The sequence below is a fragment of the Phaeodactylibacter luteus genome (assembly GCF_007993045.1).
Lineage (GTDB): Bacteria > Bacteroidota > Bacteroidia > Chitinophagales > Saprospiraceae > Phaeodactylibacter > Phaeodactylibacter luteus.
In genome coordinates, this window is record NZ_VOOR01000021.1 from 26,758 (window position 1) to 42,372 (window position 15,615).

The window sequence follows — 15,615 nt, forward strand, 5'->3', positions numbered from 1 at the left end:
CGTTAGGCTTCTTCGGGCAAGTAGCGCCGGAGTTCGCCGTTGACCAGGGCGTCCACTGCCTTGAAAAAGAGTTGGGGCTTGTGGGGCCGCCAATTGAGGCTGTTAAATTCTTCCCCAAAGTTAACAAACTGTTGCAATTGGGTCTCTTTCATTTCATCAGCTACGTGGGGCAGGGTATTGACTACACAGACCCAACCGCCTTCATCGGCCACATCTTCGTACCACTCTTCGTAGTAGGCATCGTCTGAGCCATGGAAATTCAGGACGTTCTCAACGATAAGGATGAACTTGTGTAGCCCTTCCTTGATCATAGGGTCGATGACATCGCGCTTGAGGAACATGATGTCGTTGTCTATGCAGTCGTTCCATTCTCCGATGAGCTCTATGATGACGAACCCCTCCTCATAGTCGGCAAAAAGGACCTTGAGGTAGAGGGTAGCGGAGCCGAATTCGTCCCATTGAGGGTGGATGTAATAGTTGTAGACTTTATTGGTGAAGGTAAACTCGCTGTAGGTCCGCCCATAGAAAGGCGAGCGGCTGTCGCGGGCTGCGATGTATTTATTGCGCCATTTGTAGTAAGGCTCGATATCATGCATAGCGGTTGGTCCCTTTATGTTTTTTTGGGTATAACCGTTGAGCTTCCGGAAAGTTGGTGGGGCGATTGGTTTGTTGGGTTTTGCCCGTTGAGGGGCTGCTCTGCTTTAGGGGGCTGGCTTGCGTAGGCTTGTTTGTCGAGGGTGAGGTTGGGGCTGCCGAAGAGGATGCGCCGCCAGGCGCGGGGGGAGCGGTAGGTGCGCAGGTCGCGCGCAATGTCTAGTGCTTCATGAAAAACAAGGTATACGGGGTTGTAGGAGTTGACGGGCTTGAGGATGCCGTAGTCCGGGGCCTCTTCTTCTTCTTGGAAGGTGCCGAACAAGCGGTCCCAAATGATAAAGGTGGAGCCATAGTTCTTGTCGAGGTATTTTTCGTTGGTGGCATGGTGCACCCGGTGGTGGGATGGAGTGGTGAACAGGAATTCAATGGGCCGGGGCAGCTTGCCGATCAGCTCGGTGTGCAGCCAAAACTGGTACAGCACTTCGATTTGATGCACGATAAAGAATACGACAGGGTGGACGCCCATGAGGGCTACGGGCAGGAAGAAGACGACCTTCAGCTGTTGTATCCACGACAAGCGGAAGGCTACCGTGAGGTTGTACTGTTCTGAGCTGTGGTGGGTGACGTGGGTGGCCCACCAAAAGCGCTGCTCATGGGCGAGGCGGTGGGCCCAGTACCTGCAAAAGTCTAGCACAACGAGGCAGAGCAGGAAGGACCACCAAGTCACGGGCAGGCTCCAGGGCACGAGGTTGTAGCAGAACAAGACCACGCCAAAGGTAGCCGCTTTGGTCAGGGCAGAGGAAATGATGTTGCCGATGCCGACGGCAGTGGCGGCCCAAGCGTCTTTGGTGTCGTAGGGGCCTTTCATCTTCCGCAGGCGGATGTAGTATTCGGCAAAGACCAGGGCGAACATGATAGGGGCGGCGTAAATGATGATGGGCGGGAGGTCCATGGCGAATACCTGCTCCAGGGTGAGCTTGGGGTGGTCCATATTGTACAGTGTGCTTTTGCGTAATCTGTGCTAATTACGGGTTTTCTGCTCCGATCCCCAAGCTACAAGGGTATTCCCTGTCCTTCTTTTTATAATTTGACGTATTTGTGAATTTTTGTTTGGTATTTATGCTGTTCTCTGTCTTTTAAAAAGGGCAGTTGTTTTATCTTGATTTTTAAATTTGGGCAAAGCTAAATGGCTGGCCACTATTTGGTTACCATACTGTTAAAGCGGTGCCAAGCCCTGCAACCCGTAAAAAACAGCGCCCTCTTTGCTAAGGCGGGCCAGTTTGAACGAGAATCCATCCAGGCTTGTCTAAGAAATTGGCAATTCACGCCCAATCCCAGCTCTTTTGCCGTAACAAAACCACAACGCCCCTCGTCATGCACAAAAGGGGCGGGCGAAATCCAATATCCTGTCCTGCTCGTATAAATAACTGATAGACAAGGCGTGAACCATATCCGCTTTCCCTTGTCCAAAGTAATAAGCTGAACCCCGGGACACCCGAATCACAACTGACTGACTGATGAACACGATTGTTAAGACCCTTGCTTTGATCATTATGCTCTTGCCCTTATCTGCTCAGGCAGAGCAGCCTTCCCTCTTCGATATGTTTGGGCATACAACAGTCCTTGAGATTGAGCTGCAGCTCAATATGGACACCTTGCACGCCAATGTCTCGAACAACCGGGAGCAACCGGCGCTGTTCCGTTTCAAAAACAGCGACGGCTCTTGGGTGGAGCTGCTCAGTGAGGTCCGCGCCCGCGGGCGTTTCCGCCGCCGTACCTGCGACTTCCCGCCCTTGCGCATCGATTTTTCCAAAAAGGACTTGCGCGAACGGGGGCTGGAGGATTTTGATGACCTCAAACTTGTGACCCACTGCATGGAGGGCGAAAGCGGCAAAGAGGCGGTGCTGCGCGAATACCTCAGCTATGAGCTTTACAGCCAACTGACTGCCTATGCCTACCGTGCACAGCTTGTGCAGGTGACTTATGTGGATGCATGGACTGGCAGCCGCCTGACCAGCTATGGGATTTTGCTGGAAGATACAGATGAGCTGGCGGCCCGCATGGGCAGCAAGGAATGCGAGGAATGCTATGGTATGTCTGCTGTAGATTTTGATGCTCAGAACCTGCACATCCACAGCCTTTTTCAATATATGATCGGCAATATGGACTGGTCGGTCCCTATGGTGCGCAACATCAAGGTGATGAAGCCCGCAGATGGCGGAAAATATTGGCTGGCGCCTTACGATTTCGACTTCTCCGGTATAGTAGATGCCCCCTACGCTATCCCCAATCCGGATATTGGGCAGCGCACCGTGGGCGACCGCGTTTATCAGGGGCCTGTGCTGACTGCTGCCGAAATGGAGGAAGTGGCCAGCCATTTCAAGCAGCAGAAAATTGCCCTTCTGGAAACCGTGAAGCAGTTCGACGAGCTCAGCAAACGTTCGCGCCGGGAAATCTGGCAGTACCTGCGCGATTTTTACGACGACCTGGAGAGCGGGGTGCTGCACAATGAGATTACGGCCTCTACCAAATAAGATCAGGCAAAGGCACACAAAAAAGCGCCCCGGCAATCCTGCCGGGGCGCTTTTGAGGTTAAGGCGGTAGCTGCACCGCTAAAACCAGCCGGCACCGAGCCCTCGGAAAGGCCAAGGGATACCGAGCAAAATCAGGAACAGCCCAATGAGGTAAAAGGTGAAGACCGATTTGCCTGCATCGGCATCGTTGCTCTTGCGCTTGCCACGGCTGTACCCAACGGTGATGAGGATGATGGCCAGCAGCATGATGGCCAAGTGCTCAACGGTATAAAAGCGGGTCACGCTGTTTTTCATAAACCCCTCCCCAAAAGAGACTAAAGGGCTGAAAACGCCATAAAGCAACAGCCCGATCAGCAGCTGCACGTGGGTGAAAATCAGCCCGAACAGGCTGGCTTTTTTGGAAAAGCCCTGCCCGCCTTTCCAAGCTTGGTAGCCTTTGATGATAGCAAAAATCAGCGCGAGCAGCAGCACCCACCTCAGGCCAGAGTGTGCGTGTTTTAGCATATTGTACATACAATCAAGTTTTGGTTCGCAATGGAAGCAGCAGCCCCTGCAACTGCAAGGGCAGGAGTGGGCAGGAACCCCTTTTTTATACTGGGATACTAGAGATTTCTTTGTGCCCCTGCCGTTGCAAAGCTAAGAACTCCCCGGCAGTTTTACGGACTTTATTACCTTTATCGGAAAAACGATGGCCCGCTTTCCCCTTACGCTCTTTTTAGGCCTTGCCGCCTTTACGCTTTCCTTCGCTCAGCCCGTCCCCAATCGTTCGCCTCTGACCGTCGAGCAGATCATGCAGGGGGAGCGCTTTGTCGGTTTCCTGCCCGAAGATATCTCCTGGCACCCCAATAGCCAGGAGGTTCATTTTTCTTGGAACCCAGGCATGGATACCCTGCGGAGCGGCTACCGCACCACAGCTCAAGGGGCGGAGCCCAAACCACTGAGCCTGCAGGAGCAGATGGCCCTGCCACGGCTTGGCGCCTACAACGAAGACTACTCCCGCATGGTGTACAGCAAAAACGGTGACCTCTTCCTCTACGAAGTAGGGGCTGGCCTTGCCCGTCAGCTGACGAACACCCTGGGCGGGGAGTACAGCCCGGCTTTCGCCCCCGGCGGGCAGGCCGTGGTGTACCAATCTGGCGACAACCTCTTCCAGCTCTCCCTCCAAGACGGGCAGCTGGAGCAGCTGACCAACTTCCGGGAAGGGGCGGAGCGCAAAGAAGGAACGCCTGGCGGACAGGACAGCTGGCTTGAAGCACAACAGGACGAGCTGTTTGAGGTGCTCCGCTGGCGTGCGGCGCAAGACCGCCTGCGCAAAGCCGAGCGGGAGGCCTTGGAGCCCAAGCGCCCCGCTCCGTTTTACCTGAAAGGCCAACGCCTGTCCAACCTACAGCACACCCCCGATGCCCGCTACGTCACCTTCCGCCTCACCCAATCTGCAGAGGCTAAACGGACGCAGGTCCCCGCATTTGTCGATGGCTCAGGTTATCTGGACATCAGCAAGGCCCGCCCAAAGGTAGGGCACCCGCAGGATACGCATGAGATGGGCATTTACGACCGCGGCCGGGACACTTTCTATATGGTAAGCACCGAAGCCCTGAGCGGCATCCGCCAAAAGCCAGCGTACAAACTGGAAGTCTATGGAGATACGGCACGGGCTTATGACAACCCCCGAGCAGTCATCATACATAGCCCCGTATTCAGCGAAGAGGGGCAGGCTGTAGTGACGGTACGCGCGCAAGACAACAAAAGCCGTTGGATTGCCCGCCTAGACTTGGCTACAGGCGCTTTGGAGGAGATAGATCATCAGCGGGACGAGGCCTGGGTCGGTGGCCCTGGCATCTCTGGCTGGAACTTTTCCACTGGCACGCTAGGCTGGCTCAATGAAGAGGAAGTGTACTTTCAGTCGGAAGCTACAGGTTATAGCCACCTTTACGTCCACAACCTTTCCACCGGCGAGCGCAGAGCGCTCACGAGCGGCCCTTTTGAGGTGAGGGAAGCAAGCCTTTCCCGGGACAAGGAGACTTTTTTCCTGACCGTTAACGCAGAAGGGCCCCACGAGCAGCACTTTTACCACCTTTCGGTAAAGACAGGGGAGCTGCAGCGCATTACCACGGCTCCCGGCAAACACGAAGTCAGCCTTTCGCCCGATGAAAAACACCTGGCTATCCGCTATTCCTACAGCAATAAGCCCTGGGAGCTCTTTGTCATGCCCAACCGCGCAGGTGCCACGCCCAAGCAGGTGACCTCCTCTACTACGCCTGATTTTGACGCTTACCCCTGGCGGGAGCCCAAGGTCATTACCTTCTCTGCAGCCGATGGCGCAAAAGTGCCTGCCCGTTTATATCAGCCTAAGGGCGGGAGCAAGGGCGGCCCCGCCGTAATCTTTGTCCACGGGGCCGGCTACTTGCAAAATGTGCACCGATGGTGGAGCAGCTATTACCGGGAATATATGTTTCACAACCTGCTGGCAGACAACGGCTATACCGTGCTCGATATCGACTACCGCGGCAGCGACGGCTACGGCCGCGACTGGCGGACAGGCATTTACCGGTATATGGGCGGCAAAGACCTGAGCGATCAGGTGGACGGCGCACGCTACCTGGCAGAGGAGCTAGGCTGCGACCCTTCGCGTATGGGCATCTACGGCGGCTCTTACGGCGGCTTCATCACCCTTATGGCCTTATTCAACAGCCCGGAGACTTTTGCCTGCGGGGCTGCCCTGCGTTCCGTTACCGACTGGGCCCACTACAATCATCCTTATACCTCCAATATCCTGAACACCCCACAGGAAGACAGCATCGCTTTCCGCCGCAGCTCGCCCATCTATCATGCGGAGGGCTTACAAGGGCACTTGCTCATCCTGCATGGCATGGTAGACGACAACGTTCAGTTTCAGGATGTGGTGCGCTTGTCCCAACGCCTCATCGAACTGGGCAAAGACAACTGGGAGATGGCCCTCTTCCCGATGGAGCCCCACGGCTTTGTGGAGCCGAGCAGCTGGGCCGACGAGTACAAGCGCATCTTTAAATTATTCCAAACCCAGCTCCGCAAGTAGCCCTAGGAGCACAAACTAAAATCCTATGTTAGGTATGCTACAGGTTGTGATCGGCCTGGTTTTCGTCCTCCTCCTGCTGAGCCTCCTCGCCACCACGCTGATGGAGCTCATCGCTTCCCTTTTTGCACTGCGCGGCCGCAACCTTGAGAAAGCCTTGCGCAATATGCTGGCAACGACTGATGTAGACGACCGCCTGCTGTCTGCATTCAAAGACAATGCCCTTTACAAGCAGCTGTCCTACAAATACGGCAAGCGGCGGTATGCTCCATCCTACCTCAGCGCCCGCTCCTTTCAGTCTATCCTCATGGATGTTGTCCTGGACGGCAAAGCTTTTGATGAGCTGGAAGGCCGCATTGAGACCCTGCCAGACGACGACCTCAAGAAGGTGCTGCGGCAGTTCCTCAGGGAAGCAGAGTCAGATGTAGACGTATTCAAGGGCAAGGTGCAGACCTGGTACAACGATGTCATGGACCGGGCCTCAGGCTGGTACAAACGTTACACCCAAAAAATATTGGTGGGCATGGGCTTCCTTATCGCCATCGTCTTCAATGCCGATACCCTGGCCATCTACGAACGGTTGGAATCTGACCCCGAGACCCTTCAGCAGGTCATTGCCCTGGCCGAGGATTATGCGGACGGGCAGAGTGGGGCGCAGATCGATCCGGTGCAGCTATCGCCTGAATTCAACGCTTCCCTGGCCAAACTCGAAGGCCTGGTGAACAATCAGATTGAAACCGTGAGCTCTCCCCTCGGCCTGGGCTGGAAAAACGTCATTTGGTCAGAGGTGACCCCTTACGATGCCTTGCTGAAGCTCCTGGGGTGGACCGTGACGGCCCTGGCGGTGTCCCTGGGCGCCCCGTTCTGGTTCGACCTGCTGCGCAAGCTGGTCAACATACGCAGCTCCGGCAATAAGCCGGAATAAGCGCGTTCAAGCGTTTCAAACATGCTTTAAACGATTACCCTTATGCCTGCCCACCTTTACCCTTTGCTGGAGACCGCCCGCTTGCGCATGGCAGCAACGGATGTGCACCACGCCCCTTTTATCCTTGAGCTGCTCAATACCCCCAAATGGCTGCAATACATCGGCGACCGGGGCGTGTACGATGTGGCCGCTGCAGAAGCCTATATCCGGGAGCGTATGCGCCCCCAATATGACCGCCTGGGCTTTGCCAATTATACACTGGCGCGGCAGTCAGATGGCGAGCTGATTGGCTGCTGTGGGCTCTACGAACGACAGGGGCTGGAAATAGTGGACCTGGGGTTTGCCCTGCTCCCTCAGTACGAAGGGCAAGGCTATGCGCGGGAAGCCGCAGCCCGCCTGCTTGAGCTGGCTTTCGGCCCCTTGCAAATGCCGCAGGTAGCTGCTATAACAAGCGAAGGGAACGAAGCTTCGCAAGGGCTGCTGAAGCGCCTTGGCTTTGTGTTCGACCGTATCCGGTTCCTGCCCAACGATCCTGAGCCTGTGCGCTACTACCTCGTCTCCCCCGCACAGTTTAGGCAGGCGGCCACTGCCGGGTAAGGCACAAACCCTGCCCTGCTTGAAATTTTCGGCAGGGGAAGGGCGTTCTACCCTCCCACAGCACGAAGAGAACCCCATACTATGAGAATTGTACAACTTACAGATCTGCACATCGGCCGGGAAGGGGAAGATACCTACGGCGTGGATGTGCGCGGCAACTTTTTAAAAGCCCTGCAAGCGGCTAGCGATCAAAAACCGGACCTGCTTGTCATTTCTGGCGACCTTTGCTACCGCGACGGGGACGTGGAGATCTACCGCTGGATCCGCCCCAAGCTCGACCAAACAGGCATCCCTTACGAGGTCATGTCTGGCAATCACGACGACCCCAGCCTACTGGCCCAGGCATTTGGGGTGGCCGCCCGGCTAAAAGACGGTGCCCTTTACTTCAGGCAGGACTATGGCGGCCTTTCTGCCTTTTTTTTGGATACCACCTACTACGAGCTGCCAGCCAGCCAACAAGCATGGCTGAAGGAAGAACTCTCTGCCTTAAGGAGGGAAGCCCTCATTTTCATGCACCATCCGCCCCTGCCAGGCGGCGTACCATTTATGGATTCGAAGCACAGCCTCCGCAATATGGAAGAGGTGCAGCGCATCCTATTCGCCCATCCTTATCCGGTACATGTCTTTACCGGGCATTACCACGCTGAGAAGACCGTCTCCATGCGCAATACCTCGGTCCACATTACCCCTTCCTGCTTTTTCCAGATCAGCCAGGCCTCTGAAGTATTTGGCGTAGATCACTACCGCCCTGGCCTAAGGGTCATAGATTACAATGAAGAAGGGCTGATGCATACAGTCCGTTATTTTTGATACCTTGTTCTAAAGCCTGGCACAAAATCAGGCTGCCTTTGGGTGTGGCCTCCCCCTGCCTAGCGGCAGGGGTCGCTATGCTCCGGGGCTCGCTCTTCGCTCGGCCCTAACGGGCTGCCACCCCTGCGCAGCGCTAGTCCGGCTATGCCCTGGCACTAAAGCTTGCAGCATATTGGTTCATCCCCCTAAATTTTACCCCCGATAGGAAAGAATACCATCTGGAATCGCTGCTGTACTTCAGCAAGATCACCTTCGACAGGGAGCACATCTTGAAAGCCTCTTCCCAAGACATCCAACAGAAGCTCAATGAGTACGCAGCTGAAGGCTGGCGCTTGGCCTCTACGGATGTGGAAGATTTTGGCGAAGGCATGTACTTTTACCTTTATTTCGAACGCGATAAGCAATAGGCTCGATGCGTCAGGGGCGTGGAGCAGGAAAAATGAGCTATTTTTAACCACGCTCAGGCATAGCGTAGGCGGGGAAGCAACGTTATACCCCTGCAATAACCCTTAGCGCATCAAGTTTGGTAAATCATGGAGCAACCACAGTACCCATCACAGCCTGATTTTGGCTGGCTTGATACCTTGTCTAACCTCATGGACAGCCGTTTCCGGGTGCCGGGCACGTCTATCCGTTTTGGGCTGGATTTCATCATAGGCCTGTTCCCTGGCGTGGGGGACTTTGCCGGGCTGGCCATATCTGGCATTTTAGTCATCGGCATGGCCAGGCAGGGCGCTAGCGGTAGGGTCGTGGCCAAAATGCTCGGCAATATCCTTTTGGACACCCTGGCCGGCCTCATCCCTGTATTGGGCGACCTGTTCGACTTGAGCTTTAAGGCCAACCGGCGCAATATCGCTTTGCTGCGGGAGCATTATCAGGAAGGGCGGCACCAAGGCAGTGCCTGGAGCGTACTGATCGGTGCAGCCCTGCTCGTCCTAATAGTGCTGTCTGCTTTTGCGTGGCTGGCCGTATGGGCCGTGGGCAGTGTTTTGGGCTATATTTTTTGAATGCCGTGGTAAAGTTGTGCCTACACCGAGTTAGGTATATTCTGAGTATTCTGCTCAATCGTGGCACAGCATCCGGGATTGCCTATTTATCTTTACCTTAAGGTAAAAAAGCAGGCTTATGGGCAGGTTCGCTACAGTGGTTATGTTTCTCTTTTGCGCTTACGGGGGCTGGTCTCAGGTGCAAACCGTTTCTGGCACAGTGCGCAGTACTTCGGGAGAGCCCCTCATCGGTGCAACGATACTGCTCAAAGGCACTGGGCGGGGCACAGCTACCGATTTCGAAGGGCGGTACAGCCTTGCCCTGCCGGACAGCAGTGCCGTACTGCTGTTCTCTTATACGGGCATGCAGCCTCAGACGATAACGGTGGCTGGGCGTTCCCGGGTGGACGTGCTACTGCGGGAGGACGTACAGATGATAGACGAGGTCGTGGTCACTGCCTACACAGGGGAGCAGAAGCAGAGGGACATCGTGGGCAGCTATGAGCAGGTGAGCGGAGACGAGCTGCTGCCGCAGCGCCCTGTGGAAAGTTTTGATAAAATGCTCGATGGCCAGATAGCGGGCGTACAAGTTGAGCTCAATACCGGGGAGCCGGGGCTGCCCGTGCAGGTGCGCATACGCGGCAACAACTCTCTGCCTCCGGTCAATTCCAATGACGTAGTAGCATCCGGGCAGCCGTTGTTCGTTTTGGACGGGGTGCCCCTGTACGATGTGTCTGAGACGAACACCGCCAATACCCCTTTCAGCACCACCCTGGACCAACAGCTCAACCCACTGATGTTTGTCCGCCCGGAGGACATTGAGTCGATCACCGTTTTGAAGGATGCTTCGGCTACAGCCATTTATGGGGCCAACGCAGCCAATGGGGTCATCCTGATTACCACCAAGCAGGGCAAAGCAGGGCGTACCAAGATCACCGGGGGGGTGAGCACGGGTTTTTCCCGCCTGATCAACCCTGTACGCTACCTGGATACAGAAGAGTATATCTCTCTGGCCAGGGAAACCCTCTTCAACTCTGGCGGCAACCCGGAGGATGCCGGCCCTATTGATGTAGAGACCGATTGGCCGGCACTGACGCAGCGGCAGGGCTCCGTGACCAATGCCAGCCTTTCCCTGAATGGGGGCAACGACAAAACAAAGTTTTACTTGTCGGCAGGCTATTTCAAAGAGAATGCCATTTCAAGGGGCAACGGGCTGGAGCGCATCACACTGCGCTCCAACCTCAATACGGGCCTGAGCGATAAGCTGAGCCTCCGTTTTGGCTTTTCCGGCGGCTATGTGTACAAAGCTTCTTTCAGCGACTTTGGCGCTTTCACTTATCCGCCCAACCAATCCCCTTTCAACGCAGACGGCTCCTTCAATAACGGCGGCTTTTTCATCAACCGGCCCAACCCGTTGGCAGCTTTGGCTCAGAACGAGTTTTTTCACCACGCTTATTCGGTCAACAACAACCTGCAGCTTACCTATGAGCCAGTGCCGGGCCTGCAGCTCAGGGCCATGGGGGGCATAGACGGCTACCTTCAGCTGCAGTATCAGTACTTCTCTGCTCTTAATGGCTCTGGCCGCACCGTCAACGGGCGGGGGCGGCGGTTCACCCGCGGCAACCTGCAGTGGGTGGCCAACGCTCAGGCCAGCTATCAAAAAGCCTTCGGAGAGCACCACCTCAGTGCACTTGCTGGCACAGAGGCTAATCAGCAGACGACCTACAGGCAGCGCATCACGGCCTCCAATTTCCCTTCCGATCAGCTGAGGGAGTTCTGGACGGTGGATGTGTCAGACATTGATGCTGACGAGTCCAACTACCAAGATGCTACGCAGTCGTTTTATGCTCAGGCTTCCTACGACTATGCCTACCGTTATTACTTTACCGTGAGCGCCCGGCGGGATGCTTCCTCTATATTTGGGGGCGATGTGCAGGCGGGCAACTTTTTCTCTGCCGGCCTGGCTTGGGCTTTTTCCGAAGAGGCAGCCTTGGCAGAGGCCGGCTGGCTCAGCTTTGGCAAGCTCCGCTTTTCTTATGGCCTTACCGGAAATTCCCGTTTGGGCACCTACAGCGCACGGGGGCTGTACGGCTATAGCCCCGCCTACCTCTATGGTGGCAACATCGGGCTAGCCCCCACCGCCCCGGCCAATGAATCCCTTACTTGGGAGCTGGTGCGCAAGTACAACTTCGCTATCGACCTGGAGTTTTTGCAGGGGCGGCTCAAAGCTACGGTAGAGCATTACCGCAATTTTACAGAAGATGCCATTTACACCATACCAGTGCCTTTGGAGAGCGGCTTCGCTAATATTGTGACCAATGCTGCCGATCAGCGGAACGTTGGCTGGGAAGCCAGCATACAGACGGTGAACATTCAGGGAGAGCTGAGGTGGTCCACCCGGTTCAATATTGCCCGCAACCGCAATCAGCTGACCCGCATTGATGCAGAGCGCTTCCCCGCAAGCACGTTCAACAGCCGCGGGCTGGTCGTTGGCGAAAATTCGAGCGTGCTGTACGGCGTCCCTTTTGCTGGCATTGACCCCTACAACGGTAAGCAGCTCTTCTTCCTGCCCGATGGCAGTATCACAGATGACCACCGGCTGCTCAACGAGCCTGAAAATTGGGTGCCTGTGGGGCAGTCTGCGCCCGATTGGTACGGAGGGGTGTCCAATACCTTTTCTTACAAAGGGCTTACCCTGGACGTCTTGGTCAGCTACTCTTATGGCGGGGATGTACTGGTCGACCCCCTCACTTTTACCGACGGGCGGCAAATCCTGATCAACAACCAAAGTGCCAATCAGCTGGACCGCTGGCAGCAGCCCGGTGATCTGACCGACACGCCCCGCCTGCATCAGAGCACGCCCATACAGCGCAACAACACCCGCTATCTGTTCGACAACGACTTCCTGCGCTTAGCCAATGCCAGCCTGCAATATCAGCTGCCGGCCAGATGGCTGGATGCCATTGGTATCACCCGGCTTTCTGTGCAAGCGCAAGCCAACAACCTGGGCTATCTGTACAGCACCCGCGCCCGGGCAGGCCGCAATGGGGTAGCAGCTTATCGTTTCCGTTTCCCCGAAGCCCAGGCTTTTATGTTTGGGCTCAACCTGACCCTCTAAATGACAAATGGTTATGAGATCTCTCACTTTGTTTTTTAGCGCTACCCTACTACTGGGCACAGCTTGCCAAGGCCTGCTCGATGTCGCCCCACAAGACCAAATCTCCAATGAAGAAGCATTGAGCAGCCCGGAGGGCATTCAGGCAGCGATGGCTGGCGCTTACAGCACCCTGGGGGAGAGCGGTTATTATCTGCGGGCCATGGTAGCTTACCCGGAGCTGGCCGGCCATCTTGCCCCCAACCCCGATGCAGTCAGTTCAGGCGATTTTTCTGGCAACCTGGCCACGCCTATTGTCGACTTAAGGGATGCTCATTCTTTCGCATTGCAGCCCACTTACGAGGACAGCAGCCTCGATGAGTTTTACCGGGTTTTGTACATCTTGCTGGGGCGGGTGAACAACATCCTCGAAGCGCTCCCCGCTGTAGAAGGGCTCACGGAGGCGGAGCGGAACAGCCTGCAAGGGGAGGCGCTGGCCCTCAGGGCCCTAGCTCATTTTGACCTCCTCCGGCTGTATGCACAGCCTTATCGTTTCACTCCCAATGCGGCCCATCCTGGAGTGGTCTTATTGGATGCTCCGTTGCCGGTGACCGCCCGCCCTGCCCGGAGCACAGTAGCGGAGGGGTTCAGCTTGGTCGAGGCCGATCTGCTGCAGGCCATCACCCTGCTCAATTCATTTGCGCAGCGTACTACTGAAGCAGTCTGGCTGACGCCTACTGCCGCGAGGGGGCTCCTGGCCCGGATATACGCTTACCGCGAAAATTGGGAAGGGGTGGTAGAACAGGCGAGCCGCGTGATCGAAAGCGGAGGCCTTGCCCTGCTCAACCCCGGGGAGTATGTCGATACCTGGGCACAGCAATTGCCCAGCCCGGAGGCCATCTGGTACGTTGACTTGCAGCGCCACCGCAATGCAGATCCTAGTTCTACCGGGCTTATCTTCTCCATGGCCCGCGTGGCCGGCGTGCCCGAAGACCTGGAAGTAGTGCCTTATGCGCGGGTGAGCAATGACCTGCTGTCTTTGTACGGAGAAGAAGACTTGCGGCGGGAGCTCTTCATAGAAGTTGGTGGGCAGGCCTACTGCCGCAAATATAGTCTGCGCCCCAATTATGTCAGCAACTTCCCAATACTGCGCCTCTCCGAGCTTTTCCTGCTGCGCGCAGAAGCCTACGCGGCCCTTGGGCAGGATGCCCTTGCACAGGCAGATTACAACCTCATACACCAAAGGGCTGTAGATGATGCCCCTGCTATTGGCCTGACTGGGCAGGCGCTTCGAGATGAAATCTTCAAGGAGCGCCGCAGGGAGCTCGCCTTAGAAGGCCATTTGCTATTTGACCTGGCACGCACCGGAAGGGGAGTGGAGCGGCAGGACTGCCTGCCTGGCAATTTGAACTGCAGCCTTCCTTTCCCAGATTTCCGCTTTGTGCTGCCTATCCCCCAATCGGCCTTGAACGCTAATCCAAATTTAACCCAGAATGAAGGTTATTAATACCAAAGACATGGCACTTTTCTTTGCCCGAGGCGCTGCCTTTGGCCCCATCCTGGCTATAGCATTGGCGCTGTCGGGCTGTGAAGACCCTCGGCCGACGCAGCGGGAAGGCAACCTCTTTGACCCCGATAACGCATTTATCCGTTTTAACTACGACAATCAAGTGAATGAGCCGGCGAAAGACAGTGTAGTGCTGAGCAGGTCATCAGCAGAGGATACCCTATTGGCCATCCCGGTTGCACTTTCTGCGGCCCCTCAGGAAGAGGAAGTGCTCTTTTCGCTTTCTGTCACTGCTCCCGACAGCCTGGCGCCTGGCCTGTTTTATACGCTGGCCGGGGAAGACGGGGAAGCTGTCATCGGGCGCAACCTGAGCCTGCCACCGGGCACATTTGATTATGAAATCACCTTTCACCGCGCAGACACCCTGCCCTTGAGCGGCCGGGCCACCTTGCAGCTGGAGCGTGTCAGCCCTGATTTTATCCACCTAGGGTTCCCCGGATCGGGCAGGGGGCGTACTTTCGAACTTATTTTTAAAGATTAGCCTATGAAGACCGTCAATATGTTTGCTTGCTTATGTTTATTGTTGGGCTGGCTGGGCTGTGAGCAAGAGCAGCCCCTTGGCAATCCTGCCCCGCCAACAGCCGGCTTTGGCAACCTAACCGCGGCGGTAGTAGTCGATAGTTTCTTGGATGTGCAGCTGCTGTTGAGCAAGCCGTTGGAGAGGCCGCTGGAAGTAGAGGCCGCTGTAGAAGGGGATGCAGTAGCCGGAGAAGATTTTGTCTTGGAAGGGGGCAACCGCTTTGTCTTGGAACCTGGGCAGCTCAACGGCGTGGTCCGGGTGCGGGCTTTGCCCAGCGACGACCCTACCCGCCTAGACCGTATAGTGCAGTTGCGTTTGCTGCCTACCGAAGGAGTAAGGCTTGCCGAAGGCCGGGAAGTGCTTACGCTGGTATTCTCTTTGGGCGGGCAGGTCAACCTGGAGCTTTGGGCGCCCAATGAGACTTTCCCGCAATTGTTTGGGTATACCTCTTTTGGCCCGGAGCCGGTAGCTACTGGCCGTACCAACGAGTTTTTCGCTTTCGCTTTCGCCAGCCGGACTACCCCGGATGTCATCGGCTTTTACCACCCCAACCCTGATTGGGGGGTTAATGCTTTCAATATGATACGGATATACAGCGACTTTAATGTCTCCTCTGCTTCCGCTTTCATCCGTATCCCGGAAGCCCTCAAGTTTTCCCCCGACAGCCCCGGGGCATCCTTCGGCACTGTGGAGGTCATCCCGCAAATGGTGACGGTGACCCGTATGGAAAGTTCTGGACTGCCGCCCTTTGAAATTGGCATTAGCGGTGGCGGGGCCTACGATGAGCGCACCGGCACTATACAGCTGGACGTGTTTTTTGATGAGACGGCCATAGGCGGAGCAGAAAATGTATTACGCAAGTACGTCTTGGAGGCGGAGCGCAGATGACTATGTATATCTATCTCTTTGTTTAACAGCGGCAGGGCGCAGGCCGGC

14 protein-coding genes are annotated in these 15,615 nt (G+C 56.0%); 11 read left to right on the plus strand and 3 right to left on the minus strand.

Going from position 1 to position 15,615, the window contains the following annotated elements; genetic code table 11:
• Nucleotides 1-2: 2 nt before the first annotated feature.
• Both FRY97_RS11355 and FRY97_RS11360 read right to left on the minus strand, forming a co-directional pair.
• Nucleotides 3-596, minus strand: coding sequence for a hypothetical protein (locus tag FRY97_RS11355; protein WP_147167652.1), 594 nt, complete (start codon nucleotides 594-596; stop codon nucleotides 3-5).
• A gap of 14 nt (nucleotides 597-610) precedes the next feature.
• Entirely contained in the window at nucleotides 611-1,585 is a 975-nt protein-coding gene (locus FRY97_RS11360; RefSeq protein WP_147167653.1) for a sterol desaturase family protein, read from the minus strand.
• A 526-nt stretch (nucleotides 1,586-2,111) separates the two neighbouring features.
• On the opposite strand from FRY97_RS11360, the gene FRY97_RS11365 reads away from it, so the two are divergent.
• On the plus strand, nucleotides 2,112-3,128 hold the full coding sequence (locus FRY97_RS11365) for a hypothetical protein (RefSeq protein ID WP_147167654.1): 1,017 nt from the start codon (nucleotides 2,112-2,114) through the stop codon (nucleotides 3,126-3,128).
• A 78-nt stretch (nucleotides 3,129-3,206) separates the two neighbouring features.
• Here FRY97_RS11365 and FRY97_RS11370 read toward each other — a convergent pair whose 3' ends face one another.
• Nucleotides 3,207-3,641 carry a cytochrome B gene (locus FRY97_RS11370; RefSeq protein WP_147167655.1) on the minus strand — a complete coding sequence of 145 codons (435 nt, stop codon included), beginning with the start codon at nucleotides 3,639-3,641 and terminating at the stop codon, nucleotides 3,207-3,209.
• A 175-nt stretch (nucleotides 3,642-3,816) separates the two neighbouring features.
• On the opposite strand from FRY97_RS11370, the gene FRY97_RS11375 reads away from it, so the two are divergent.
• From FRY97_RS11375 to FRY97_RS11420, 10 genes are all read left to right on the plus strand, one after another.
• On the plus strand, nucleotides 3,817-6,183 hold the full coding sequence (locus tag FRY97_RS11375; protein WP_147167656.1) for a S9 family peptidase: 2,367 nt from the start codon (nucleotides 3,817-3,819) through the stop codon (nucleotides 6,181-6,183).
• Nucleotides 6,184-6,208: 25 nt separating this feature from the next.
• Nucleotides 6,209-7,105, plus strand: a complete 897-nt coding sequence (locus FRY97_RS11380) for a hypothetical protein (RefSeq protein ID WP_147167657.1) — start codon at nucleotides 6,209-6,211, stop codon at nucleotides 7,103-7,105.
• 42 nt (nucleotides 7,106-7,147) lie between these two features.
• On the plus strand, nucleotides 7,148-7,702 hold the full coding sequence (locus tag FRY97_RS11385; protein ID WP_211356854.1) for a GNAT family N-acetyltransferase: 555 nt from the start codon (nucleotides 7,148-7,150) through the stop codon (nucleotides 7,700-7,702).
• A gap of 81 nt (nucleotides 7,703-7,783) precedes the next feature.
• Nucleotides 7,784-8,512 carry a metallophosphoesterase gene (locus FRY97_RS11390; protein ID WP_147167658.1) on the plus strand — a complete coding sequence of 243 codons (729 nt, stop codon included), beginning with the start codon at nucleotides 7,784-7,786 and terminating at the stop codon, nucleotides 8,510-8,512.
• Between the two features lie 269 nt (nucleotides 8,513-8,781).
• Nucleotides 8,782-8,919, plus strand: a complete 138-nt coding sequence (locus FRY97_RS23145) for a DUF4177 domain-containing protein (RefSeq protein WP_246141695.1) — start codon at nucleotides 8,782-8,784, stop codon at nucleotides 8,917-8,919.
• Nucleotides 8,920-9,045: 126 nt separating this feature from the next.
• Entirely contained in the window at nucleotides 9,046-9,519 is a 474-nt protein-coding gene (locus FRY97_RS11400) for a DUF4112 domain-containing protein (protein WP_147167660.1), read from the plus strand.
• A 118-nt stretch (nucleotides 9,520-9,637) separates the two neighbouring features.
• On the plus strand, nucleotides 9,638-12,616 hold the full coding sequence (locus FRY97_RS11405; protein ID WP_147167661.1) for a SusC/RagA family TonB-linked outer membrane protein: 2,979 nt from the start codon (nucleotides 9,638-9,640) through the stop codon (nucleotides 12,614-12,616).
• A gap of 13 nt (nucleotides 12,617-12,629) precedes the next feature.
• Nucleotides 12,630-14,099 carry a RagB/SusD family nutrient uptake outer membrane protein gene (locus FRY97_RS11410; protein ID WP_170254604.1) on the plus strand — a complete coding sequence of 490 codons (1,470 nt, stop codon included), beginning with the start codon at nucleotides 12,630-12,632 and terminating at the stop codon, nucleotides 14,097-14,099.
• Nucleotides 14,086-14,640, plus strand: coding sequence for a hypothetical protein (locus tag FRY97_RS11415; protein WP_147167663.1), 555 nt, complete (start codon nucleotides 14,086-14,088; stop codon nucleotides 14,638-14,640). Before FRY97_RS11410 ends, FRY97_RS11415 begins: the two co-directional genes overlap by 14 nt.
• A 3-nt stretch (nucleotides 14,641-14,643) precedes the next feature.
• A complete protein-coding gene (locus FRY97_RS11420) occupies nucleotides 14,644-15,567 on the plus strand; it encodes a hypothetical protein (RefSeq protein WP_147167664.1) in 924 nt (307 codons plus the stop codon).
• The last annotated feature ends 48 nt before the right edge of the window (nucleotides 15,568-15,615 follow it).

Bases quoted from the DNA above. Each gene is read 5' to 3' on its own strand.
- FRY97_RS11355 (WP_147167652.1), bottom strand. From the start codon at position 596: ATGCATGATATCGAGCCTTACTACAAATGGCGCAATAAATACATCGCA.
- FRY97_RS11360 (WP_147167653.1), bottom strand. From the start codon at position 1,585: ATGGACCACCCCAAGCTCACCCTGGAGCAGGTATTCGCCATGGACCTC.
- FRY97_RS11365 (WP_147167654.1), top strand. From the start codon at position 2,112: ATGAACACGATTGTTAAGACCCTTGCTTTGATCATTATGCTCTTGCCC.
- FRY97_RS11370 (WP_147167655.1), bottom strand. From the start codon at position 3,641: ATGTACAATATGCTAAAACACGCACACTCTGGCCTGAGGTGGGTGCTG.
- FRY97_RS11375 (WP_147167656.1), top strand. From the start codon at position 3,817: ATGGCCCGCTTTCCCCTTACGCTCTTTTTAGGCCTTGCCGCCTTTACG.
- FRY97_RS11380 (WP_147167657.1), top strand. From the start codon at position 6,209: ATGTTAGGTATGCTACAGGTTGTGATCGGCCTGGTTTTCGTCCTCCTC.
- FRY97_RS11385 (WP_211356854.1), top strand. From the start codon at position 7,148: ATGCCTGCCCACCTTTACCCTTTGCTGGAGACCGCCCGCTTGCGCATG.
- FRY97_RS11390 (WP_147167658.1), top strand. From the start codon at position 7,784: ATGAGAATTGTACAACTTACAGATCTGCACATCGGCCGGGAAGGGGAA.
- FRY97_RS11400 (WP_147167660.1), top strand. From the start codon at position 9,046: ATGGAGCAACCACAGTACCCATCACAGCCTGATTTTGGCTGGCTTGAT.
- FRY97_RS11405 (WP_147167661.1), top strand. From the start codon at position 9,638: ATGGGCAGGTTCGCTACAGTGGTTATGTTTCTCTTTTGCGCTTACGGG.
- FRY97_RS11410 (WP_170254604.1), top strand. From the start codon at position 12,630: ATGAGATCTCTCACTTTGTTTTTTAGCGCTACCCTACTACTGGGCACA.
- FRY97_RS11415 (WP_147167663.1), top strand. From the start codon at position 14,086: ATGAAGGTTATTAATACCAAAGACATGGCACTTTTCTTTGCCCGAGGC.
- FRY97_RS11420 (WP_147167664.1), top strand. From the start codon at position 14,644: ATGAAGACCGTCAATATGTTTGCTTGCTTATGTTTATTGTTGGGCTGG.